Consider the following 21,226-nt stretch of genomic DNA (forward strand, 5'->3'; position numbering starts at 1 on the left):
GGCCCTGGCCGGGCTATGTCAGTTAACGCTGGCGTTTTTTTACCAGCAGATCCAGGAACTGCCAGAGCTTTTCGTTCATCTCCCGGTAATCCCATTCACGCATTTCCGCATTTGAGCGAATAAAGCGCTTCCCTTTGGCTTCTGCCAGCTCCTGCTCAGAGTGCTGAATCAGCCCTTCCACAGCCTCGGCGGTAAATTCCATGTGGCACTGAAAGCCGTAAACGAAATTACCGTACTGCACTATCTGCCGTGGACACCCGGCACTTGTGGCAAGTACCGTTGCCTGATCGGTAAGCCCTGGCATGTCGTTATGCCAGTGACCGACGATTAGTGGGGATCCGAAGTGGGCTACCAGCGGATGCTGCTTTCCTGCTTCGCTCAGGGTGATGGGATAGTGACCAATCTCTTTCTCCGGGCTCTGGCAGACTTTGGCTCCCAGCGCCTCCCCAATCAGCTGTGAGCCCAGGCAGATCCCGACCACAATACGACCCGCCGAGATGGCTTGGTTGATCAGATGTTGTTCGGCCAGAGAATCAAAGTAAGGGCACTCGGCGAGCGTGGTGCGCGGTGATTGTGGGCCGCCGAAAACGACCAGCATATCAAAGCCATCGGCGTTAGCCGGAACGGGTTCGTTGTCGTAGACGCGAGTCCAGGTGATGTTGTGACCGCGTGTTTCAGCCCACGGCAAATAAGCGCCTGCCGATTCAAACGACTCGTGAATGATAAAATGGACGTGCACGGATGCTCTCCTGTTATTGGCTCAGCGCCTGATGAAGATGGGCGGCCAGGCGGTTGATGTCGTTGTCGTTGAGTGTGGACAGGGTAATGCGCAGTCCCTGTGCGGGGGTGTTGACGCCGAAGGCTTCGCCTTCACGCACCAGCCAGCCAGATTTCGCCAGCGCGAATGCGGTGTTCTGACTGGCTTCAGCGAGCGGTAGCCACAGGTTCAGGCCATCGCCGGGGAAGAAATTGCTGATGCCTTGCGTGAGCAGCGCCTGAGCCAGTTTACGCTGCTGTTCAGCATAAAACTGGCGGGATTCTGTGAGGGTTCGCTGCCAGGCGGGGTCCGTCAGACAGGCGTAAACCAGATCCTGCAAAATGTGGCTGACCCACTGACTGCCAGCGTTAAGGCGTAGGCGTAACTTTGCCGAGGTCGCGGGATCGCTGGCGACAATGGCAAGGCGCAGGTCCGGCCCCAGCGTTTTCGACATTGAGCGAACGACCGACCAGTGGAGCGTTTCGGCTGCAATTACCGGATACCATGCGGAAGCTGAAAGCAGCGCAAAGTGGTCGTCAACAATGACCAGCACCTGCGGATATCGCGCAAGGATAGCCTGTAACGCGCCAGCGCGTGCGGCGCTTAAACTGCATCCTGTCGGGTTGTGCGCCCGTGGCGTAACGATCACCGCGCGCGCGCCTTTACTCAACGCCTGTTCAAGCCCTTCGGGTAACATCCCTTCGCTATCGACGCTCACCGGGCTGGCGCTGAATCCGGCGTATCGCAGCATGCTGATGCTGCTTAAAAAACAGGGATCCTCAACCACCACGCTGTCGCCCGGTAGCAGATGGGCGCTCAGCAGGCGCTCAATGGCATCAATCGCGCCGCTGGTGATATCAATTTCGCCCGCGGCGGGAACGGCATTCTGCATCCATTGTGTGGCCCAGCGCTTTAGCTCCGGTGAAACGGGCGCGTCGCCGTACAGACGGTGACCATGATGGAGATTTACAAAGTAGCGACTCAGGTCGGGCAGACGAGTCGGATCTGGATTTCCGCTGGAGAGATCGTGCAGTGGCGTATGTGGGTCGCCGCCTTCCCGCGCGATGGGCACAGAAGCACTTTTGATGACGGTACCATTGCGGCCACGACTTTGCGCCAACCCGGAAGTGACCAGGCGTTTGTAGGCCGCCGCGACGGTATTGCGATTCACGTTGAGTTGCGCTGCCAGTTCCCGCACCGGAGGCAGTGTTTCACCGGCAGGCAACACGCCACTGGTTACGTGCTGACGTATACTGTCAAATATTTCGCTGGCGGTTTTTCCGTCGATCATTATTGACCTATGACAAAATGAATTTTAGCATATGACGATAATAGTGAGGCATCAGCCCGCTGTCCAGTGAGAGGAGAAGTCTATGGGGCAGGAGAGTGATATTCAGTCAGTGCTCTTCGACGATAAGCATCGGGCGTTACAGACCGATATTGTCGCCGTTCAGTCACAGGTGGTGTATGGCAGCGTTGGCAACAGCATCGCTGTACCTGCCATCAAAGCAAAGGGATTGCGGGTGACAGCGGTGCCTACCGTTCTGTTCAGTAATACTCCGCACTATGACACGTTTTATGGCGGGGTGATCCCGGCTGACTGGTTCAGTGGCTATTTGCTGGCGCTTAATGAGCGCGATGCGCTGCGCGAGTTAAAGGCCGTGACAACCGGTTACATGGGCAGCGCGGAGCAAATTGCGCGACTGGCGCAGTGGCTGAAAATCGTGCGTGACACGCATCCGGACATCGCGGTTCTGGTCGATCCGGTGATTGGCGACGTTGACAGCGGGATGTATGTGAAAGCCGAGATTCCGGATGCCTATCGACTTCATCTGTTGCCGTTGGCGCAGGGGCTGACGCCGAATGTTTTTGAGCTTGAGATGCTCAGTGGCATGTCGTGCCGCACGCTGGAGGAGGCTGTCGTCGCGGCGAGATCGTTGCTGACCGACACGCTGAAGTGGATTGTGATCACCAGCGCACCAGGGCAGGACGGTGACACCATCACTGTGGCGGTGGTGACAGCGCAAACGCTGGATGTGATTGAACACCCGCGTGTAGAAACCGATCTGAAAGGGACCGGCGATCTGTTTTGTGCTGAGTTAATTAGTGGCATTGTGCTGGGAAAAACACTGACGCAGGCAACGCAACAGGCTGCAGAACGCGTGCTGGAGGTGATGACCTGGACGCAGCAATGCGGGTGTGACGAACTAATACTGCCTCCGGCAGGGGAGGCGCGATGAAGAGCTATCGACTGGTGGTGCGCCAGCAGGGGCGCATCGTCGGGCATTTTGAAACCAGCGGGCTGAATGCGCTGGAAGATATCTGCGTGGCGCGCGCGATGTTTGGCATTACGGGCGGCTATCAGTGTGAACTGCTGGTGTCTGATTCAGAAAAGCGGATGCTGGAGAGCGGGCCGGATGGGATGAAAATCCTGATGCGTGAAAAGTGTTATCGCCCGGTGACCTCGCCACTATGACCGCCGTACCGATGCCGGATGGCCTGGTTCCGTGGTGACAAATCGCCCAGGCCTGATAACGTGTATAAAAAAATGGCGCCAGAAGGCGCCATTTTTTCCTGCGGCAAGAATTATTTCTTGATGCGGATAACCGGGGTTTCCCCTACGGTCACGCTACCGGACAGTTTGATCAGTTCTTTGATTTCGTCCATGTTGGAGATAACAACCGGAGTCAGGGTAGACTTGGCTTTTTCTTCCAGCAGCGGCAGATCGAATTCAATAACCGGGTCACCCACTTTCACACGCTGGCCTTCTTCAGCAATGCGCTTAAAGCCTTCGCCTTTCAGCTCAACGGTGTCGATACCGAAGTGAACAAACAGTTCGATACCGCTATCGGATTCGATAGAGAACGCATGGTTGGTCTCAAAGATTTTGCCGATAGTGCCATCAACCGGTGCAACCATCTTGTTACCGGTTGGTTTGATAGCGATGCCATCACCCACGATTTTTTCAGCAAAAACGACATCCGGTACGTCTTCGATGTTGACGATCTCGCCAGAGAGCGGTGCAACAATCTCAATAGTTCCGGTGTCTTTCTTATCATCAGAAACCAGAGACTTCAGTTTATCGAACAAACCCATGATCTTCTCCTAAGCAGTAAATTGGGCCGCATCTCGTGGATTAGCAGATTGTTTTTTCTTCAATGAACTTGTTAACCAGCGTCATTAACTCGTCCGTTGTCGGTTGAGCAAGAGCCTGCTCTGCTAACACCTTCGCATCTTCGAAGTTCGTGTTACGGATAATCTTCTTAATGCGCGGGATAGAAATGGCGCTCATAGAGAATTCGTCCAGACCCATCCCCAGCAACAGAAGTGTAGCACGTTCGTCGCCTGCAAGCTCACCACACATGCCAGTCCATTTACCTTCAGCATGAGAAGCATCAATAACCTGCTTGATAAGCGTCAGGACAGATGGCGACATTGGCTGGTAGAGATGTGAAATCATATCATTACCACGGTCAACTGCCAGGGTGTACTGCGTTAAATCATTGGTGCCGATACTAAAGAAATCAACTTCTTTGGCTAAATGACGAGCAATGGTTGCCGCTGCCGGTGTTTCCACCATCACGCCAATCTCAATGGTTTCATCAAATGCTTTACCTTCGTCACGCAGTTCCTGTTTGTAGATTTCGATCTCTTTGCGCAGCGCGCGGACTTCTTCAACAGAGATGATCATCGGGAACATAATGCGCAGTTTGCCGAAAGCAGACGCGCGCAGGATAGCGCGAACCTGATCGCGCAGGATCTCTTTACGATCCATCGCGATACGCACAGCGCGCCAGCCCAGGAACGGGTTCTCTTCTTTCGGGAAGTTCATGTACGGCAGCTCTTTGTCGCCGCCGATGTCCATGGTACGCACGATCACGGCCTGAGAGCCACAGGCTTCAGCCACGGCTTTGTACGCTGCAAACTGTTCTTCTTCAGTCGGCAGCGCGTCGCGGTCCATAAACAGAAATTCAGTACGATACAGACCAACGCCTTCCGCACCGTTACGCTCTGCACCTTCGACGTCACGCACGGTACCGATGTTGGCGCACACTTCAACCTGATGACCATCCAGCGTGATCGCCGGCAGGTCTTTCAGTTTAGCCAGTTCCGCTTTCTCAGAGGCAACCTGCTCCTGAACAGCGCGCAGTTTTTCAATTTCTTCGTTGGTCGGGTTGACGTAAACCTGGTTGTTTACGGCATCCAGAATCAGATAGTCGTCATTTTTGACCTGAGAGGTCACGCTACCGGTACCCACGATGGCAGGTAGTTCCAGAGAACGCGCCATGATAGAGGTGTGGGAGGTGCGGCCGCCCGCGTCGGTAATGAAACCCAGCACCTTCTGCAGGTTCAACTGTGCGGTTTCGGACGGGGTCAGGTCAGCGGCAACCAGGATCACTTCGTCCTTGATTGCGCTCAGGTCGATGATTGCCAGGCCCAGGATGTTGCGCAGCAGGCGCTTACCGATGTCACGTACGTCAGCCGCACGTTCTTTAAGGTATTCATCATCCAGTTCTTCCAGGGCAGTGGCCTGACCTTCGATAATTTCATGCGCAGCTGCGTCAGCCGTCATGTGTTTATCTTTAATCAGGGCTATGATTTCCTGCTCCAGCTCCTCATCTTCGAGCAGCATGATATGCCCCTCGAAAATGGCTTCTTTTTCTTCACCGAACGTTTCACCAGCTTTCGTTTTGATCGCTTCTAACTGTGCAGATGCCTTGGCACGACCGCTCAGAAAACGTTCAACTTCCTGATCAACCTTGTCGGCAGAAACTTTTTTCCGGTCAATGACGATTTCGTCTTCTTTCAGCAAAAGTGCTTTGCCGAAAGCGATACCCGGGGATGCTAAAATGCCTGAAATCATAACCCTACCTTACTTGTGACTGATTTTTAAAAGAACCCGGAAAAACTTATTCCAGTTCCGCCATCAGCTTGACCAGATGTTCAACCGCTTTCTGCTCGTCTTCACCTTCCGCAGAGATAGTAACGACGGTACCCTGAGTCAGACCCAGAGTTTGCAGTTTAAACAGGCTTTTCGCGCTGGCGCTTTTGCCGTTGGAAGTCACAGTAATCTCAGAAGTGAAGCCTTTCGCTTCTTTAACAAACTGAGCAGCAGGGCGGGTGTGCAGACCGTTCGGAGCGGTAATGGTAACTTCTTGCTGGAACATTGTATTTCCCCAACTTATAGGTTTAGTGTTGTGGAACTAAAGTCTAGCCTGGCGGTTTGACTTTAGCCTGTATTGTTAGCGCCGGCGTAAACGGGCGCGACACACCAGGTGTTTTACGCAATCCGTTGCAGTCAACCTCTGGCCGCTGACGTTTCGCTCGTCATTAAACATTATGCCGCTAAATCAATACTTGAACCAAATCATAAAATCGATTCAGCCAGCAGTTTTCCTGTAACGATTAATTTCGCGCTTCAAAATAATTAATCAGGTTAAATACCAGACCTGGCGGGGTGAAGCAATGGCAGGTGGGGTGAAAGTTTGAAGCAGGCCACAAAAAAGCACCTGGAAAGGTGCTTTTTTACGCGTTTTTAACATGCTGGCATTACTGTTGCAATTCTTTCTCTGTGAAGAGATCGGCAAACAGTGCAGTGCTCAGATAACGCTCACCCGATGATGGTAGGATAACCACAATATTCTTATTGGTAAAGGTTTCATCTTCCTGAAGTTTAAGCGCGGCAGCCACTGCGGCTCCGGAGGAGATACCAGCAAGAATACCCTCTTCTTCCATCAGACGGCGGGCGGTGGAGATCGCTTCTTCGTTGGTGATGGCAACCACTTTATCGATCAGTTTCAGATCCAGGTTACCTGGAATAAAGCCGGCACCGATACCCTGAATTTTGTGCGGACCTGGTTTCAGCTCTTCACCGGCCAGCGCCTGAGCAATGACCGGGGAATCCGTCGGCTCAACGGCAACGGTAATCAGGTCAGTTTTGCCTTTGGTGCCCTTAATATAGCGGGTGACACCGGTGAGCGTACCGCCAGTCCCCACGCCGGAGATAAAGACGTCAACCTGACCATCGGTATCTTCCCAGATTTCCGGGCCAGTGGTTTTCTCGTGAATTTCCGGGTTAGCCGGGTTGCTGAACTGCTGAAGCAGCAGGTATTTCTCTGGATCGCTGGCGACAATTTCTTCCGCTTTCTGAATCGCGCCTTTCATGCCTTTCGCGCCTTCGGTCAGCACCAGATTGGCACCCAGCGCTTTCAGCAGCTTACGACGTTCGATACTCATGGTTTCGGGCATGGTCAGCGTCAGCTTGTAGCCACGCGCCGCCGCAACATAGGCCAGCGCGATACCGGTGTTGCCGCTGGTGGGCTCAACCAGTTCAACGCCAGGTTTCAGCACGCCGCGTTTTTCAGCATCCCAAATCATATTGGCACCGATACGGCATTTCACGCTGAAGCTCGGGTTACGTGATTCCACCTTCGCCAGAATGCGTCCGTTACCGATACGGTTCAGTCGAACCAGCGGCGTATGACCGATAGTCAGCGAGTTGTCTTCAAAAATCTTACTCATGGCCTGTCCTTAACTGTATGAAATTGGGATACCTTCCCAGCATACCCTTCAGACTGAGATGGGGAAGTAAAGATTTCGCATATCTATATGCTATGGAGAAATAATGGGGATCAGTATGGAATAAGAGGTGGCATAAGCCACCTCTCGTTTACACATTTTTGCATTACTTCCATAACGCGTGTTTAGCACGATAGCAATCCACCCACATCGCGGTGGCGCCACAAACCGCCACTGGCATGATGAAGAGATTAAGTACCGGGATCAGGGTAAACAGACTGGTGAGCGCACCAAACTGCATATTGATGACCTTACGGCTGCGCAGGGCGGTGCGCATCTCTTTAAACGGTACTTTATGGTTGTCAAAAGGGTAATCGCAATACTGAATCGCTAACATCCAGGCGCTGAACAGGAACCACAATACGGGGGCGACGGTTTGTCCGATGCCGGGAATAAAATAGAGGATTAGCAGCACAACGGCGCGCGGCAAATACCAGGCGAGTTTTTGCCATTCGCGTTTCATAATGCGCGGCACATCTTTCATGATGCCCAGAATCCCCGTGTCCGGCGGCGTTGCGCCGGTCAGCCGCGCTTCCAGTTGCTCCGCCAGTAGCCCGTTAAACGGCGCGGCAATCCAGTTAGCCAGGGTCGAGAAAAAGTAACCAAACACCAGCAGCACAGAGAGGACGGCGACAGGCCACAGCAGATAGCTCAGCCATTGCAACCAATCGGGGACGTGACGCATTAATGATGGGATCCAAACGTCCAATTGTGTGAATAACCACCAGAATGCACTGCCCATCAGCAGGATGTTTACCAGTAGCGGCAAAATGACATAGCGACGGATCCCTGGCTGTGAAACCAGTTTCCATCCCTGAGCAAAGTAATAAAAACCGCTGCGTGGTGCAGTGACAGATGATGACACCATAGTCAGGACATGCTCCTTTTAGTATAAGTCCTAAGCGAACACGGGTATCTTACCGGGTTATCGCATGCAGAACAGTTCGGAAATGTTCGAAAAAACAGCAAAAAGCACAATTTCGTTCATCTTTATGCTGTGAAAGCTAAGAGTACACTTGCACTTGACGTAATCGGCAAATACTCTTAGTGAGTAAATGTTTGCCGTGGTGGCAAGGTGTTAGAACAACAGAGAATATAATGATGCAGGATTTGCGTCTGATATTAATCATTGTTGGCGCGATCGCCATAATCGCTTTACTGGTACATGGTTTCTGGACCAGCCGTAAAGAACGATCTTCTATGTTCCGCGATCGTCCACTGAAACGCATGAAATCAAAACGCGACGACGACTCGTATGACGATGATGTTGACGCAGACGAAGGCGTCGGTGAAGTTCGTGTTCACCGCGTGAATCATGCCCCTGGTAACCCACAGGAGCATGAAGCTCCTCGCCAGTCGCCGCAACACCAGTACCAGCCGCCTTATGCGTCGGCACAACCGCGTCAGCCGGTTCAGCAACCGCCTGAAGTGCCGGTACAGCCGCAGCATGCCCAGCGTCCGCCGGTACAGCAGCCGCAGCCAGCGCCGCAGCAATCCGTTCAGCCGCAGCCGGTGCATCAGCCTGCGCCACAACAACCTGTGCATCAGCCGCAACCGGTTCAACAACAGCCCGCTGCGCCACAGGTTCAGCCGGTTCAGCCAACTGCGCCACAGCCGTCTCAGCAGGCCTTCCAGCCCGCAGAGCCCGTGATCGAGCCGCAGCCTGAGCCCGTCGTTGAGGAAGCGCCAGCTCCGGAAAAACCGCAGCGTAAAGAAGCCGTGATCATCATGAACGTCGCCGCCCATCATGGCAGCGAGTTGAACGGTGAGGTGCTGCTCAATAGCATCCAGCAAGCCGGCTTCAAATTTGGCGACATGAATATCTTCCATCGTCATCTGAGTCCGGATGGCAGCGGTCCAGCGTTGTTCAGCCTGGCAAATATGGTTAACCCGGGCACGTTTGATCCAGAAATGGTCGACTTCACCACGCCGGGCGTGACCATCTTTATGCAGGTGCCGTCTTATGGTGATGAACTGCAAAACTTCAAACTGATGCTGCAATCCGCACAGCACATTGCCGATGAAGTCGGTGGCGTAGTGCTTGACGATCAGCGTCGGATGATGACGCCGCAAAAATTGCGCGAGTATCAGGACCGTATCCGTGAAGTGAAAGACGCGAACGCCTGATACACTCAAGGCACGACAACTTCCTTTCTGAACCCCCGCCTGTCGGGGGTTTTTTATCATTGATGGTGCGATATGGAATCAATCGAACAACAAATTACCGAACTGCGAACCACGCTTAGCCATCATGAGTATCTTTACCATGTGATGGATGCGCCAGAAATCCCGGATGCGGAATATGACCGTCTGATGCGCGAACTGCGTGAACTGGAAGCGCAACACCCGGAACTGATCACTCCGGATTCGCCGACTCAGCGTGTAGGCGCTGCGCCGCTGGCGTCTTTCAGCCAGATTCGTCATGAAGTGCCGATGTTGTCGCTGGACAACGTCTTTGATGAAGAGAGCTTCCTGGCGTTTAACAAACGCGTACAGGACCGCCTTAAGAGCAGCGATAAGTTGACCTGGTGCTGTGAGCTGAAGCTGGACGGTCTGGCAGTCAGTATCCTCTATGAAAACGGGGTGCTGGTAAGCGCCGCAACCCGTGGCGATGGCACGACCGGTGAGGATATCACCTCAAACGTGCGGACGATCCGCGCCATTCCGTTGAAACTCCGTGGCGATAACATTCCGACCCGTCTGGAAGTGCGTGGCGAGGTTTTCCTGCCACAGGCTGGCTTTGAAAAGATCAATGACGAAGCTCGCCGAACGGGCGGTAAGCTGTTTGCCAACCCGCGTAACGCGGCAGCGGGGTCACTGCGCCAGCTCGATCCGCGTATCACTGCGAAGCGACCGCTCACTTTCTTTTGCTATGGCGTTGGGGTGCTGGAAGGTGGTGAACTACCCGATACCCATCTGGGCCGCCTGCTCCAGTTCAAAGCGTGGGGGCTGCCGGTCAGCGATCGCGTGACCCTGTGCGACTCCCCGGAGGCCGTGCTGGCGTTTTACCACAAGGTGGAAGAAGACCGTCCGACGCTGGGCTTTGACATTGACGGCGTAGTGATTAAGGTCAACTCCATGGCGCTTCAGGAGCAACTGGGCTTCGTCGCGCGTGCGCCGCGCTGGGCGGTGGCTTTTAAATTCCCGGCGCAGGAGCAGATGACCTTTGTTCGTGACGTGGAGTTCCAGGTGGGGCGTACCGGGGCGATTACTCCCGTTGCGCGCCTTGAGCCGGTGCAGGTTGCGGGCGTGCTGGTGAGTAACGCCACGCTGCATAACGCCGATGAAATCGAGCGTCTCGGACTGCGCATTGGCGATAAGGTGGTGATTCGCCGTGCTGGCGATGTCATCCCGCAGGTGGTAAACGTGGTGCTTTCCGAGCGTCCGGACGATACGCGGCCAGTGGCGTTTCCGACGCATTGTCCGGTTTGCAATTCCGACGTCGAACGCGTGGAAGGTGAAGCGGTCGCTCGTTGTACCGGTGGCCTGATTTGCGGGGCGCAGCGTAAAGAGTCCCTCAAGCATTTCGTCTCTCGTCGGGCAATGGATGTGGACGGGATGGGTGACAAGATTATCGATCAACTGGTTGAGAAAGAGTACGTCCATACGCCGGCGGACTTGTTCAGGCTGACCGCCGGTAAACTGACCGGTCTCGACCGGATGGGGCCGAAGTCGGCGCAAAATGTGGTGGATGCGCTGGAAAAATCGAAAGAAACGACCTTTGCGCGCTTCCTGTATGCGCTGGGGATCCGGGAAGTCGGCGAAGCCACTGCGGCAAGCCTGGCGGCCTTTTTTGGTACGCTGGACGCGCTGGAAGCCGCGTCTATTGACGAGCTGCAAAAAGTGCCGGACGTGGGCATTGTGGTCGCCACCCATGTGTTCAACTTCTTTGCCGAAGAGAGCAACCGCGAGGTGATCGCACAGCTGTTGGCGGAAGGCATTCGCTGGCCAGCGCCAGTGGTTATCAATGCGGAAGAAATCGACAGTCCTTTCGCCGGGAAAACGGTCGTTCTGACAGGGAGCCTGAGTCAGATGTCGCGTGATGATGCTAAAGCGCGACTGGTGGAACTCGGTGCGAAAGTGGCGGGCAGCGTCTCAAAGAAGACCGATCTGGTCATTGCCGGCGAAGCGGCAGGTTCCAAACTGGCCAAAGCGCAGGAACTGGGTATTGCAGTGATTGACGAAGCGGAAATGCTCCGTCTGCTGGGTGTCTGAGATGGAAAAAGAGCAGCTCGTTGAGATTGCCAATACGGTGATGCCGTTTGGTAAATATAAGGGGCGTCGGCTGATCGATGTGCCGGAAGAGTATCTGCTGTGGTTTGCCCGTAAGGATGAGTTCCCGGCGGGTAAACTGGGTGAGCTGATGCAAATTACGCTGCTGATCAAAACCGAAGGGCTGAGCCAACTGGTTCAGCCCCTGAAACGTCCGCTTTAAGCTTTTGCGGCGCGGCTGTTCTGCTGCGCCTGTAACTGTTCAGTCTGGCGCTTGTAGCGACGCGCCAGTACCGCGCAGACCATCAACTGGATCTGGTGGAAGATCATCAGCGGTAGCACCATCATCCCAATAACGGACGTCGGAAAGAGGATATTGGCCATTGGTACGCCGTTCGCCAGGCTCTTTTTCGACCCGCAGAAGACGATCGTGATTTCGTCGGCCTTGTTGAAGCCGCATTTGCGCGCCACAAAAATGTTTACGGCAATCACGATGGCGAGCAGCACAATGCTGACCACGACGATAAACAGCAGCGATCCCCAGCCCACTTTGTGCCAGATCCCGTTAACGACGGCTTCGCTGAAGGCCGAATAGACCACCAGCAGAATCGACGTCTGGTCTGTCTTCGCAATCCATTTTTTATTTTGCGCAACCCATTTGCCGATCCACGGACGGGAAAGGTGTCCGAGCACAAACGGCAACAGCAGTTGCAGCATGATTTTTCCAACCTGTTCCAGACTCCCTTCTGCGCCGTGAATATTCATCACCACACCGACCAGCAGCGGGGAGAGGAAAATCCCCAGCAGGCTGGAGGCCGACGCCGAGCAGACCGCTGCCGCAACGTTCCCTCCCGCCAGCGATGTAAAGGCAATCGCCGACTGCACCGTAGCGGGCAAAATGCACAGATACAGGAAACCGGTGTAGAGCATCGGGTCAACGTTGACAGGCGCCCACCAGGCAAACAGTACACCAAGCACCGGGAACAGAATGAAGGTGCTGCACATCACCCACAGGTGCAAACGCCAGTGGCTGCCGCCAGCGATAATGGCTTCGCGCGAGAGCTTTGCCCCGTGCATAAAAAACAAGAGCGCAATGGCGGCAGTGGTAATGCCTTCAACGACAGGAACAAAATCTCCCTCCGCTGGAAAAAATGAGGCCAGCAGAACGACCGTAACCAGGGTCAGGGTAAACGGATCAAGGATACGAAAAATATTCATAAATACTCCAGGAATTCAGTGTCCTCATTTTGCGTTTTTCATTTTGAGAAATAAAATTGATTTATTGCATCTATATATGAATCAAGTTGATGAATTATTCACTGCGTCAATTACGTGTGTTTGTCACCGTTGCTCAGGAGCGAAGTTTCAGCCGGGCTGGTGAGTGTATTGGTCTGAGTCAGTCGGCAGTCAGTCACAGTATCAAAGAACTGGAGCGTCAGACAGGGGTGAAACTACTGGACCGTACGACGCGTGAAGTCGTGCTGACGGAAGCCGGGCAACAGCTGGCGGGCCGCCTGGAGCGACTGCTGGATGAACTGCATATCACGCTGCGGGAAGCGGGTAGGGTGGGCACGCAACTTGCCGGTACAGTCCGCGTCGCGGCAAGCCAGACTATTTCCGCCCATCTCATTCCGCAGTGCATTGCCCAAAGCAATCAGCGTTATCCGGCGATCGACTTTGTTCTGCACGATCGACCGCAGCAGTGGGTGCTGGAGAGTATCCGCCAGGGGGAAGTGGATTTTGGTATTGTGATTGATCCCGGTGCGGTGAGCGATTTGCAGTGCGAAGCGATACTGTCCGAACCCTTTCTTCTGCTCTGTCACCAGGCGCATCCGTTGGCACAACAGGAGTGGGTGAGTTGGCAGGATCTCCAACAGGAACGACTGGTGTTGCAGGATTACGCGTCGGGGAGTCGGCCGCTGATTGACGCGGCGCTCGCGCACTTTGCAATAGAGGCCAATATTGTGCAGGAGATTGGCCATCCGGCGACGCTGTTTCCGATGGTGGAAGCGGGGATAGGCATTAGCATTTTGCCTGCGCTGGCCCTACCGCTGCCGCAGGGGAGCCATTTGCAGGTGAAGCGCCTGACGCCGGTAGTGGAACGACAGTTGATGCTGGCGCGGCGCAAAAACCGCTCGCTGTCGACAGCAGCCCAGGCGCTGTGGGAGGTGGTTCGCACCCAGGCAAATGAATTAACGGATTTACGTGCACAGGATCCGCTCTATCAGATATAGACGTCAACCTGATGGTCATCGGAAGGATAGTTAACGCCTTCCGCTTTGAGCTGTGTTTGTTCCTGCTTTTGCTGGGCCTCTTCGACCTGCTGGCGCTGTAACTGTGCCAGCTGTGCCTGCAACACTTTGATCTGAGTCTGTATCAATTCCTGCTGCTTCTTCTTCTCTTCGGCACTGCCGCTGCCGTCCGGCACCTCTTTTAGCTTCTGCGTCAGTTGGGTGATTTTCTCTGCAATCTGCGCGATTTGTGCAGAGAGGCTGTTACCGGAGGCGGCTTTGGTTCCCCCGCCGCTTTGCACGGAAGGGGTTGAGACGTTAATCGTGGTCATTATGGTTTTCCTTTTGCCATTAAAACTACGATATCGGCAGACGTTAGCGGACCTTCAGTACCACCTGCCATTTCTGGCAGCGACACTTTTTCTCTTGCAACGGTTTTTATTCGCTATATCAATACATATTTACTATCGATCGGCAGGGAAAACTGTATTGGTAATCGATTGCGTGCTCTGGTTATAACCATTACTTCCCTCACTCAATGAGTGATTAGCCGATTATAAGGACATCTCATGACCCACTCCCACTTTTCCCAGAATCCCTGGAACAGCGCTGATATTATTCGCGGTTACAAACCTGACTTCACGCCGCGCGTCGCCTTTATCCTGGGATCGGGTTTAGGCGCGCTGGCTGAGCAGATAGAAGACGCGGTGGCGATTTCCTACGAGAAGCTGCCGGGTTTCCCGGTGAGTACTGTTCACGGGCATGCGGGCGAGTTAGTGCTTGGCCATCTGGCCGGGGTCCCCGTCGCCTGTATGAAAGGGCGCGGGCATTTCTACGAAGGACGCGGCATGACCGTCATGACCGACGCTATTCGCACGATGAAGCTGCTGGGTTGCGAACTGCTGTTCTGCACCAATGCAGCGGGTTCTCTGCGTCCGCAAGTGGGACCGGGGAGCCTGGTGGCGCTGAGTGACCATATTAACACCATGCCGGGAACGCCGATGGTTGGGCCGAACGATGAACGCTTTGGTGAGCGTTTCTTCTCGCTGGCTAATGCCTACGACGCCGATTATCGCGCGGTTTTGCAGACCGTCGCGGCTGACGAGGGCTTTTCGCTGAGTGAAGGGGTGTTTGTTTCCTACCCTGGGCCCAACTTTGAGACAGCCGCTGAGATCCGCATGATGCAGATTATCGGCGGTGACGTGGTGGGAATGTCGGTGGTGCCTGAAGTCATCACCGCCCGCCATTGCGGACTGAAAGTGGTTGCCGTGTCGGCGATCACCAATCTGGCGGAAGGCCTGGGGGATGTGAAACTCTCGCACGCGCAAACCCTGGCGGCGGCTGAACTTTCACGACAAAACTTTATCGACCTGATTTGCGGGTTCCTGCGCAAACTGGCCTGAAACAGATAATAATAATGACCCCGCCTCCAGGCGGGGTTCGTACTCTACGGCAAGGAAGTGAAAAATGGGTATTGCGTCCCGATTAAAGATCATGTCGTTTATGCAATATTTTATCTGGGGAAGCTGGCTGGTGACCCTGGGTTCATACATGATTAACACCCTTCATTTTACCGGCGCCAATGTGGGCATGGTGTACAGCTCAAAAGGACTGGCGGCGATTATCATGCCCGGCATTATGGGTATCATTGCGGATAAGTGGCTGCGTGCTGAGCGCGCTTATATGTTTTGTCATCTGCTCTGCGCGGGCGTGTTGCTCTACGCGACCACGGTGACCGACCCGGACACCATGTTCTGGGTGATGTTGATCAACGCAATGGCCTTCATGCCAACGATTTCTCTTTCTAACAGCGTCTCTTACTCTTGTCTGGCGCAGGCAGGGCAGGATCCGGTAACGACATTTCCTCCTGTCCGCGTTTTTGGCACGCTAGGGTTTATCGTCGCAATGTGGACGGTAAGTCTGATGGGGCTGGAGCTGAGCAGCGCGCAGTTGTACATTGCGTCCGGTGCATCACTGCTGCTGGCGATCTATGCACTTACGCTGCCTAAAATTCCGGTAGCCGAGAAGAAAGCGAATGCGTCGTTCGCCAGTAAGCTGGGGCTGGACGCATTCGTACTGTTCAAAAATCCGCGGATGGCGATCTTCTTCCTGTTTGCGATGATGCTGGGGGCCGTTCTGCAAATTACCAACGTTTTCGGTAATCCCTTCCTGCACGACTTTGCCCGCGATCCGCAATTTGCCGACAGTTTCGTGGTGAAATACCCGTCCATCTTACTGTCCGTCTCGCAGATGGCGGAAGTGGGCTTTATTCTGACCATCCCGTTCTTCCTCAAACGTTTTGGCATCAAAACGGTCATGCTGATGAGCATGCTGGCGTGGACATTGCGTTTTGGTTTCTTTGCCTTCGGCGATCCGTCGCCGTTCGGTTTTGTCTTGCTGTTGATGTCGATGATCGTCTACGGCTGCGCATTCGACTTCTTCAACATTTCTGGCTCCGTTTTCGTTGAGCAGGAAGTGGAATCTCGGATCCGTGCCAGCGCGCAGGGGCTGTTTATGACGATGGTCAATGGCGTCGGGGCCTGGGTGGGTTCCATCCTGAGCGGGATGGCGGTCGATTACTTCTCTGTGGATGGTGTCAAGGACTGGCAAACCATCTGGCTCGTCTTTGCGGCGTATGCCCTGGCGCTGGCGGTGATTTTTGCGCTGTTCTTTAAGTACAAGCATGAGCCTGAAAAACTGACGCAACCCTCGCTGGCCCGTTAATCCTCCTTTGCGGCGGGCGTGTATTGCCCGCCGTTCCTGTTCTGCGATGCAATGTGGTAACCTGGCGCATCAGTCTTCTTCTCAGGAGCGCATTACCCATGGAACGCACGCATCGTATCGATCTCAAGTTACTGCGTTATTTTCTTGCCGTCGCCGAAGAGTTGCATTTTGGACGCGCCGCGGCTCGTCTGAATATGTCGCAGCCTCCGCTGAGTATTCACATCAAGGAGCTGGAACAGGAGCTCGGCACGCTGTTGTTTATCCGGCATTCACGCAGCGTGGCGTTGACCCATGCGGGGAAAATCCTGATGGAAGAGTCACGACGGCTGCTTTCCAGCGCCAATCAGGTACTGGCGCGGGTCGAACAGATCGGGCGCGGTGAGGCAGGGCGGATCGAACTGGGGGTGATTGGCACCGCGATGTGGGGAAAAATGCGCCCGGTCATGCGGCGATTCCTGAAGGCGAATCCCAACGTTGAGGTGATGTTTCGCGAAAATATGCCGGCGATGCAGATGGCCATGCTGGAGCGACGTGAACTGGATGCCGGCGTCTGGCGAATGGCAATTGAACCTGCGCCTGGATTTACCAGTCTGCGACTGCATGAATCCTCTTTTCTGGTTGCGATGCCGGAAGAGCATCCGCTGACGGCCCGTGAGGCAATACCGTTAGCCGCACTGCGCAATGAATATTTCGTCACTATGCCTTCTGTTCACACTGACTGGGCATTTCTGCAACGCGTTTGTCAGAGCGCGGGATTCTCTCCGATGATTATTCGTGAAGTGATGGAACCGCAAACGGTGCTGGCGATGATCAGTATGGGAATTGGCATTACGCTGATTGCCGATAGCTATGCGCAGATGAACTGGCCGGGAGTGGTGTTCCGCCCGTTAGAAGAGCGTATTCCGGCAGATTTGTACATCGTCTATGACCAACAGCAGGCGACGCCCGCATTAGAACATATGATTGATGCCTTAACGGCGTAGCTGAGAAGGGTAGGCCTGATAAGCGAAGCGCCATCAGGTAAGCAGGTTTGAGCCTTGTGAATCCTGATATCGCCGGATGGCGACTGACGTCTTATCCAGCCTACGCGACTTAACTAAGCAGTGTAGGCCTGATAAGCGAAGCGCCATCAGGCTCTAATCGTTACATTCTGCACATAGCAAAAAGGCGCCTTTAGGGCGCCTTTTTACATTGGTGGGTCGTGCAGGATGACTCGCTTCGCTCGCCCTTCGGGCCGTCGCCGCAGGCGGCTCCGTTGTTTCGCTGCGCTCAACACCGAACCTGCAGCAGGTTCGAATCATCAGATTCTGCACATAGCAAAAAGGCGCCTTTAGGGCGCCTTTTTACATTGGTGGGTCGTGCAGGATTCGAACCTGCGACCAATTGATTAAAAGTCAACTGCTCTACCAACTGAGCTAACGACCCGAAGTGGTGGGTGATGACGGGATCGAACCGCCGACCCCCTCCTTGTAAGGGAGGTGCTCTCCCAGCTGAGCTAATCACCCACTTCGGTACTTCACAATAAGAAATTTAGCTGGCGAGAAAGTGGTGGGTGATGACGGGATCGAACCGCCGACCCCCTCCTTGTAAGGGAGGTGCTCTCCCAGCTGAGCTAATCACCCACTTCTCAATTTCTTATCTACACGGCGGAGACTACATAAAGTAGTTGGTGGGTGATGACGGGATCGAACCGCCGACCCCCTCCTTGTAAGGGAGGTGCTCTCCCAGCTGAGCTAATCACCCCCGCTGTGTGGAGTCGCATTATAGGGAGAGTTGAAAATGAGTCAACGCCTTTTCTAAAGAAATTGTTCGTTCGTCGTAATTTTAAGCAAAACGATCGTGAAACGGTCTCTGACGCATGATTTCTAAACAAAAACGTCTATGCGCGGCGTTTACCCGGTAACAACATTGAGGATTTACCTCACAGTGATAGAATATCGGCCATTCTATTTTTCCCGGATTTGCCGGTTGTCGGCATCTTTATTAACGTAAGGCCATTTCATGAAAATCAAAACTCGCTTCGCGCCAAGCCCGACAGGTTATCTGCATGTCGGTGGTGCGCGTACTGCTCTCTATTCCTGGCTTTTTGCACGTAATCACGGCGGTGAGTTTGTGCTGCGTATTGAAGACACCGATCTCGAACGTTCTACACCGGAAGCAATCGAAGCTATTATGGACGGTATGAACTGGCTGAGCCTGGAATGGGACGAAGGTCCGTACTTCCAGACCAAACGTTTCGATCGTTATAACGCAGTGATTGATGAGATGTTGGAAGCGGGTACGGCTTATAAGTGTTACTGCTCCAAAGAGCGTCTGGACGCACTGCGTGAAGAGCAGATGGCGAAGGGCGAAAAGCCGCGTTACGATGGTCGCTGCCGTCATGGTCATGAACATCATGCAGATGATGAGCCTTGCGTTGTCCGTTTTGCCAACCCGCAGGACGGTTCTGTCATTTTTGACGACCAGATCCGCGGCCCGATCGAATTCAGCAATCAGGAGCTGGACGATCTGATCATCCGCCGCACCGACGGTTCCCCGACCTATAACTTCTGTGTTGTGGTTGACGACTGGGATATGGAGATCACCCACGTAATTCGCGGTGAAGACCATATCAACAATACCCCACGCCAGATCAACATCCTTAAAGCGCTGAACGCACCGGTACCGGTGTATGCTCACGTTTCCATGATCAACGGCGACGACGGTAAAAAGCTGTCCAAACGTCACGGCGCGGTGAGCGTCATGCAGTATCGTGATGATGGTTATCTGCCGGAAGCCCTGCTGAACTATCTGGTGCGTCTGGGCTGGTCCAGCGGCGATCAGGAAATCTTCACCCGTGAAGAGATGATCAAGCTGTTCTCACTTAGTGCGGTCAGCAAATCCGCCAGTGCGTTCAACACGGAAAAACTGCAGTGGCTGAACCATCACTACATTAACTCGCTGGCACCGGAGTATGTGGCAACGCATCTGCAGTGGCACATCGAGCAGGAAAATATCGACACGCGCAATGGCCCGCAATTGGCTGAACTGGTGAAACTGCTGGGCGAGCGTTGCAAGACACTGAAAGAGATGGCGCAGAGCTGCCGCTACTTCTACGAAGATTTTGCCGAGTTTGATGCAGATGCCGCGAAGAAACACCTGCGTCCGGTTGCGCGTCAGCCGCTGGAAGTCGTGCGCGACAAACTGGCAGCCATCACCGAGTGGACGGCTGAAAACGTGCACCATGCCATTCAGGCGACCGCCGATGAGCTAGAAGTGGGAATGGGTAAAGTCGGTATGCCGCTGCGTGTGGCGGTTACCGGCGCGGGCCAGTCGCCTGGCTTAGACGTAACGGTGCATGCGATTGGTAAAACCCGCAGTATTGAGCGTATCAATAAAGCACTGGCTTTTATTGCGGATCGTGAAGCGCAGCAGTAAGCGAGCGCCGCATTAACGCAACGGCAGGGGAGACTCTGCCGTTTTTATTTGTGTCACTCAGGATCATTCAGACCCAGGCGAGTAAGTAAACCGCGGATGCCTTCGCGTGAAAGAAACTGTGCTAACTTTTCCCGTTCCGCTTCGGACATATTTTCCACGGCATTAATAATCTGTCGGTAGGCATGACTGCGTATAACAGGGTTGTATTCGGCCAGTGGCTCTTCAGCCTGGTAAAATGCAGAATGGTTACGAAACGCCGGAATGTTCAGAATAAATTCCCGCACGCGCGTATCGATGTGAACGAGCCTTGCGCGACCGCCTTTAACACCGGGGAATTTTTCCGTTTCCCATTTTTGTTCGCGGATCCAGCGATTCACGGTCTGTTTAGCCACACCGAGGCAATCCGCCAACTCTTCGGTGGTCATTTTGCTGCGTAATCTTTTCATATTATTTGCTGTCGCGGATCCCTAAGCGTTGTAATAAACCGGTAATCCCTTCCCGCAGTAGCAAAGAGGTGAAGTGTTTTTGTTCGGCTGGTGTCATCTCTTTCACCAGCTTGACCAGCAGCGCTTCCAGTGAGGCATCGCCTGGGGGGGAAAAGGTGTCAGATAACCCTTCCGCCGAGCGTTCCGCGCTGCGGATATATTCACGAACCTGTTCGTTAACATGCACCAGTCGTGCTTTACCACCCTGGACGCCTGGTTTTGGTGATGTCGCCCAGCCCTCTTTCCGTACCCACTTGTTGATGGTCTGTCGGCTATAACCCGTCAGATTAGCGAGTTCTTCTGGCGTCATCCGCTCCTTGAACATAAAGATTCCCTGAATAGTCGTATGGTTAATTAGTGGTTCATTTTATAGCACCATTTTAGTGGAAACCGTGACGTGTTTAACTACTGAATGCGAGTTGCTGCGCATTGTTATTCAGTTGTCTGCTTTTTCAGCGATTAGAATCGGCGTTTTCAATTTGCCGTTGACACATGCGAAGGGAATTCATATGATGCCGCCCGTCAACTCGACAAGCTTTACGTAATGGGGCTATAGCTCAGCTGGGAGAGCGCTTGCATGGCATGCAAGAGGTCAGCGGTTCGATCCCGCTTAGCTCCACCAAAAATTGAACCCAACAATTTTTGGTACGTAAACGCATCGTGGGGCTATAGCTCAGCTGGGAGAGCGCTTGCATGGCATGCAAGAGGTCAGCGGTTCGATCCCGCTTAGCTCCACCAAATTCAGAACCCTCGCTGTGAAGCGGGGGTTTTTTTATCTCTGCATACCTTCCATTTTTGTAATACAGTTGCTGATAAGCCAG

21 protein-coding genes, 6 tRNA genes and 1 other RNA gene are annotated in these 21,226 nt (G+C 53.9%); 12 read left to right on the forward strand and 16 right to left on the reverse strand.

Annotated elements, in window-relative coordinates:
• Positions 1–22 precede the first annotated feature (22 nt).
• Together I6L53_RS06275 and ptsJ are read right to left on the reverse strand one after the other, a co-directional pair.
• Positions 23–739, reverse strand: coding sequence for a type 1 glutamine amidotransferase (locus I6L53_RS06275; protein ID WP_042317675.1), 717 nt, complete (start codon positions 737–739; stop codon positions 23–25).
• Between the two features lie 13 nt (positions 740–752).
• Positions 753–2,048 (reverse strand): MocR-like B6 salvage transcription factor PtsJ, encoded by a 1,296-nt coding sequence (ptsJ, locus tag I6L53_RS06280; protein WP_042317676.1) that lies wholly within the window; start codon positions 2,046–2,048, stop codon positions 753–755.
• A gap of 82 nt (positions 2,049–2,130) precedes the next feature.
• Between ptsJ and pdxK the strand changes: the two genes are divergently transcribed.
• Both pdxK and I6L53_RS06290 read left to right on the forward strand, forming a co-directional pair.
• Positions 2,131–2,997, forward strand: a complete 867-nt coding sequence (gene pdxK, locus I6L53_RS06285) for a pyridoxine/pyridoxal/pyridoxamine kinase (RefSeq protein ID WP_042317677.1) — start codon at positions 2,131–2,133, stop codon at positions 2,995–2,997.
• Positions 2,994–3,233, forward strand: coding sequence for a hypothetical protein (locus I6L53_RS06290; protein ID WP_042317678.1), 240 nt, complete (start codon positions 2,994–2,996; stop codon positions 3,231–3,233). The genes pdxK and I6L53_RS06290 overlap by 4 nt, the downstream gene beginning before the upstream one ends.
• A gap of 110 nt (positions 3,234–3,343) precedes the next feature.
• Here the strand turns inward: I6L53_RS06290 and crr are convergent, their stop codons facing one another.
• The 5 genes from crr to cysZ all read right to left on the reverse strand — a co-directional run bounded on the left by crr (position 3,344) and on the right by cysZ (position 8,204).
• Positions 3,344–3,853: a PTS glucose transporter subunit IIA gene (crr, locus tag I6L53_RS06295; protein WP_000522253.1), complete on the reverse strand. Its 510-nt coding sequence runs from the start codon at positions 3,851–3,853 to the stop codon at positions 3,344–3,346.
• A 40-nt stretch (positions 3,854–3,893) separates the two neighbouring features.
• Positions 3,894–5,621 carry a phosphoenolpyruvate-protein phosphotransferase PtsI gene (ptsI, locus tag I6L53_RS06300; RefSeq protein ID WP_042317679.1) on the reverse strand — a complete coding sequence of 576 codons (1,728 nt, stop codon included), beginning with the start codon at positions 5,619–5,621 and terminating at the stop codon, positions 3,894–3,896.
• Between the two features lie 46 nt (positions 5,622–5,667).
• On the reverse strand, positions 5,668–5,925 hold the full coding sequence (gene ptsH, locus I6L53_RS06305; protein WP_000487600.1) for a phosphocarrier protein Hpr: 258 nt from the start codon (positions 5,923–5,925) through the stop codon (positions 5,668–5,670).
• A gap of 382 nt (positions 5,926–6,307) precedes the next feature.
• Positions 6,308–7,279: a cysteine synthase A gene (cysK, locus tag I6L53_RS06310; RefSeq protein ID WP_042317680.1), complete on the reverse strand. Its 972-nt coding sequence runs from the start codon at positions 7,277–7,279 to the stop codon at positions 6,308–6,310.
• Between the two features lie 163 nt (positions 7,280–7,442).
• Positions 7,443–8,204, reverse strand: a complete 762-nt coding sequence (gene cysZ, locus I6L53_RS06315; protein WP_042317681.1) for a sulfate transporter CysZ — start codon at positions 8,202–8,204, stop codon at positions 7,443–7,445.
• A gap of 230 nt (positions 8,205–8,434) precedes the next feature.
• Here cysZ and zipA point away from each other — a divergent pair, with 230 nt between their 5' ends.
• From zipA to I6L53_RS06330, 3 genes are all read left to right on the forward strand, one after another.
• Positions 8,435–9,463, forward strand: coding sequence for a cell division protein ZipA (gene zipA / locus I6L53_RS06320; RefSeq protein ID WP_042317682.1), 1,029 nt, complete (start codon positions 8,435–8,437; stop codon positions 9,461–9,463).
• Positions 9,464–9,535: 72 nt separating this feature from the next.
• Positions 9,536–11,551, forward strand: a complete 2,016-nt coding sequence (gene ligA / locus I6L53_RS06325) for an NAD-dependent DNA ligase LigA (RefSeq protein WP_042317683.1) — start codon at positions 9,536–9,538, stop codon at positions 11,549–11,551.
• 1 nt (position 11,552) lies between these two features.
• The gene (locus I6L53_RS06330) at positions 11,553–11,771 is read left to right on the forward strand and encodes a DUF3820 family protein (protein WP_042317684.1); all 219 of its coding nucleotides are present in this window, start codon (positions 11,553–11,555) and stop codon (positions 11,769–11,771) included.
• Here the strand turns inward: I6L53_RS06330 and I6L53_RS06335 are convergent.
• Positions 11,768–12,766, reverse strand: coding sequence for a bile acid:sodium symporter family protein (locus I6L53_RS06335; protein ID WP_042317685.1), 999 nt, complete (start codon positions 12,764–12,766; stop codon positions 11,768–11,770). The two genes, I6L53_RS06330 and I6L53_RS06335, sit on opposite strands and share 4 nt — an antisense overlap.
• 89 nt (positions 12,767–12,855) lie before the next feature.
• On the opposite strand from I6L53_RS06335, the gene I6L53_RS06340 reads away from it, so the two are divergent.
• A complete protein-coding gene (locus I6L53_RS06340) occupies positions 12,856–13,782 on the forward strand; it encodes a LysR family transcriptional regulator (RefSeq protein ID WP_042317686.1) in 927 nt (308 codons plus the stop codon).
• On the opposite strand, the gene I6L53_RS06345 is transcribed toward I6L53_RS06340, so the two are convergent.
• A complete protein-coding gene (locus I6L53_RS06345; protein WP_042317687.1) occupies positions 13,773–14,111 on the reverse strand; it encodes a FlxA-like family protein in 339 nt (112 codons plus the stop codon). The two genes, I6L53_RS06340 and I6L53_RS06345, sit on opposite strands and share 10 nt — an antisense overlap.
• 237 nt (positions 14,112–14,348) lie before the next feature.
• Here I6L53_RS06345 and xapA point away from each other — a divergent pair, with 237 nt between their 5' ends.
• The 3 genes from xapA (at position 14,349) to I6L53_RS06360 (ending at position 17,486) form a co-directional block, all read left to right on the forward strand.
• Positions 14,349–15,182 (forward strand): xanthosine phosphorylase, encoded by an 834-nt coding sequence (xapA, locus tag I6L53_RS06350; protein WP_042317688.1) that lies wholly within the window; start codon positions 14,349–14,351, stop codon positions 15,180–15,182.
• 64 nt (positions 15,183–15,246) lie between these two features.
• Entirely contained in the window at positions 15,247–16,503 is a 1,257-nt protein-coding gene (locus I6L53_RS06355; RefSeq protein WP_042317689.1) for a nucleoside permease, read from the forward strand.
• 98 nt (positions 16,504–16,601) lie between these two features.
• On the forward strand, positions 16,602–17,486 hold the full coding sequence (locus I6L53_RS06360) for a LysR family transcriptional regulator (RefSeq protein WP_042317690.1): 885 nt from the start codon (positions 16,602–16,604) through the stop codon (positions 17,484–17,486).
• Positions 17,487–17,695: 209 nt separating this feature from the next.
• Here the strand turns inward: I6L53_RS06360 and I6L53_RS06365 are convergent.
• The 5 genes from I6L53_RS06365 to I6L53_RS06385 all read right to left on the reverse strand — a co-directional run bounded on the left by I6L53_RS06365 (position 17,696) and on the right by I6L53_RS06385 (position 18,246).
• A non-coding RNA gene (locus I6L53_RS06365) (RtT sRNA) lies at positions 17,696–17,830 on the reverse strand.
• Between the two features lie 22 nt (positions 17,831–17,852).
• Positions 17,853–17,928: transfer RNA gene (locus tag I6L53_RS06370), tRNA-Lys, on the reverse strand.
• A gap of 4 nt (positions 17,929–17,932) precedes the next feature.
• Positions 17,933–18,008 (reverse strand) — tRNA-Val (locus tag I6L53_RS06375).
• Between the two features lie 41 nt (positions 18,009–18,049).
• Positions 18,050–18,125, reverse strand: a tRNA-Val gene (locus tag I6L53_RS06380).
• A gap of 45 nt (positions 18,126–18,170) precedes the next feature.
• Positions 18,171–18,246, reverse strand: a tRNA-Val gene (locus I6L53_RS06385).
• Positions 18,247–18,504: 258 nt separating this feature from the next.
• Here I6L53_RS06385 and gltX point away from each other — a divergent pair.
• Positions 18,505–19,920 carry a glutamate--tRNA ligase gene (gene gltX, locus I6L53_RS06390; protein WP_042317696.1) on the forward strand — a complete coding sequence of 472 codons (1,416 nt, stop codon included), beginning with the start codon at positions 18,505–18,507 and terminating at the stop codon, positions 19,918–19,920.
• Positions 19,921–19,973: 53 nt separating this feature from the next.
• Here the strand turns inward: gltX and I6L53_RS06395 are convergent, their stop codons facing one another.
• Both I6L53_RS06395 and I6L53_RS06400 read right to left on the reverse strand, forming a co-directional pair.
• Positions 19,974–20,366 carry a MerR family transcriptional regulator gene (locus I6L53_RS06395; RefSeq protein WP_042317697.1) on the reverse strand — a complete coding sequence of 131 codons (393 nt, stop codon included), beginning with the start codon at positions 20,364–20,366 and terminating at the stop codon, positions 19,974–19,976.
• Between the two features lies 1 nt (position 20,367).
• Positions 20,368–20,730, reverse strand: a complete 363-nt coding sequence (locus tag I6L53_RS06400) for a MerR family transcriptional regulator (RefSeq protein ID WP_042317698.1) — start codon at positions 20,728–20,730, stop codon at positions 20,368–20,370.
• Between the two features lie 221 nt (positions 20,731–20,951).
• On the opposite strand from I6L53_RS06400, the gene I6L53_RS06405 reads away from it, so the two are divergent.
• Positions 20,952–21,027: transfer RNA gene (locus tag I6L53_RS06405), tRNA-Ala, on the forward strand.
• Between the two features lie 40 nt (positions 21,028–21,067).
• A tRNA-Ala gene (locus I6L53_RS06410) sits at positions 21,068–21,143 on the forward strand.
• Positions 21,144–21,226 lie beyond the last annotated feature (83 nt).

The sequence above is a fragment of the Citrobacter farmeri genome, assembly GCF_019048065.1.
GTDB lineage: Bacteria > Pseudomonadota > Gammaproteobacteria > Enterobacterales > Enterobacteriaceae > Citrobacter_A > Citrobacter_A farmeri.

Excerpts from the sequence above, each read along its gene's own strand:
- xapA (WP_042317688.1), top strand. The coding sequence starts at position 14,349 with ATGACCCACTCCCACTTTTCCCAGAATCCCTGGAACAGCGCTGATATT.
- I6L53_RS06290 (WP_042317678.1), top strand. The coding sequence starts at position 2,994 with ATGAAGAGCTATCGACTGGTGGTGCGCCAGCAGGGGCGCATCGTCGGG.
- gltX (WP_042317696.1), top strand. The coding sequence starts at position 18,505 with ATGAAAATCAAAACTCGCTTCGCGCCAAGCCCGACAGGTTATCTGCAT.
- crr (WP_000522253.1), bottom strand. The coding sequence starts at position 3,853 with ATGGGTTTGTTCGATAAACTGAAGTCTCTGGTTTCTGATGATAAGAAA.
- I6L53_RS06400 (WP_042317698.1), bottom strand. The coding sequence starts at position 20,730 with ATGTTCAAGGAGCGGATGACGCCAGAAGAACTCGCTAATCTGACGGGT.
- ptsH (WP_000487600.1), bottom strand. The coding sequence starts at position 5,925 with ATGTTCCAGCAAGAAGTTACCATTACCGCTCCGAACGGTCTGCACACC.
- I6L53_RS06355 (WP_042317689.1), top strand. The coding sequence starts at position 15,247 with ATGGGTATTGCGTCCCGATTAAAGATCATGTCGTTTATGCAATATTTT.
- ptsJ (WP_042317676.1), bottom strand. The coding sequence starts at position 2,048 with ATGATCGACGGAAAAACCGCCAGCGAAATATTTGACAGTATACGTCAG.
- I6L53_RS06395 (WP_042317697.1), bottom strand. The coding sequence starts at position 20,366 with ATGAAAAGATTACGCAGCAAAATGACCACCGAAGAGTTGGCGGATTGC.
- I6L53_RS06330 (WP_042317684.1), top strand. The coding sequence starts at position 11,553 with ATGGAAAAAGAGCAGCTCGTTGAGATTGCCAATACGGTGATGCCGTTT.
- pdxK (WP_042317677.1), top strand. The coding sequence starts at position 2,131 with ATGGGGCAGGAGAGTGATATTCAGTCAGTGCTCTTCGACGATAAGCAT.
- cysK (WP_042317680.1), bottom strand. The coding sequence starts at position 7,279 with ATGAGTAAGATTTTTGAAGACAACTCGCTGACTATCGGTCATACGCCG.
- I6L53_RS06360 (WP_042317690.1), top strand. The coding sequence starts at position 16,602 with ATGGAACGCACGCATCGTATCGATCTCAAGTTACTGCGTTATTTTCTT.
- I6L53_RS06340 (WP_042317686.1), top strand. The coding sequence starts at position 12,856 with ATGAATTATTCACTGCGTCAATTACGTGTGTTTGTCACCGTTGCTCAG.
- cysZ (WP_042317681.1), bottom strand. The coding sequence starts at position 8,204 with ATGGTGTCATCATCTGTCACTGCACCACGCAGCGGTTTTTATTACTTT.
- ligA (WP_042317683.1), top strand. The coding sequence starts at position 9,536 with ATGGAATCAATCGAACAACAAATTACCGAACTGCGAACCACGCTTAGC.
- zipA (WP_042317682.1), top strand. The coding sequence starts at position 8,435 with ATGATGCAGGATTTGCGTCTGATATTAATCATTGTTGGCGCGATCGCC.
- ptsI (WP_042317679.1), bottom strand. The coding sequence starts at position 5,621 with ATGATTTCAGGCATTTTAGCATCCCCGGGTATCGCTTTCGGCAAAGCA.
- I6L53_RS06345 (WP_042317687.1), bottom strand. The coding sequence starts at position 14,111 with ATGACCACGATTAACGTCTCAACCCCTTCCGTGCAAAGCGGCGGGGGA.
- I6L53_RS06335 (WP_042317685.1), bottom strand. The coding sequence starts at position 12,766 with ATGAATATTTTTCGTATCCTTGATCCGTTTACCCTGACCCTGGTTACG.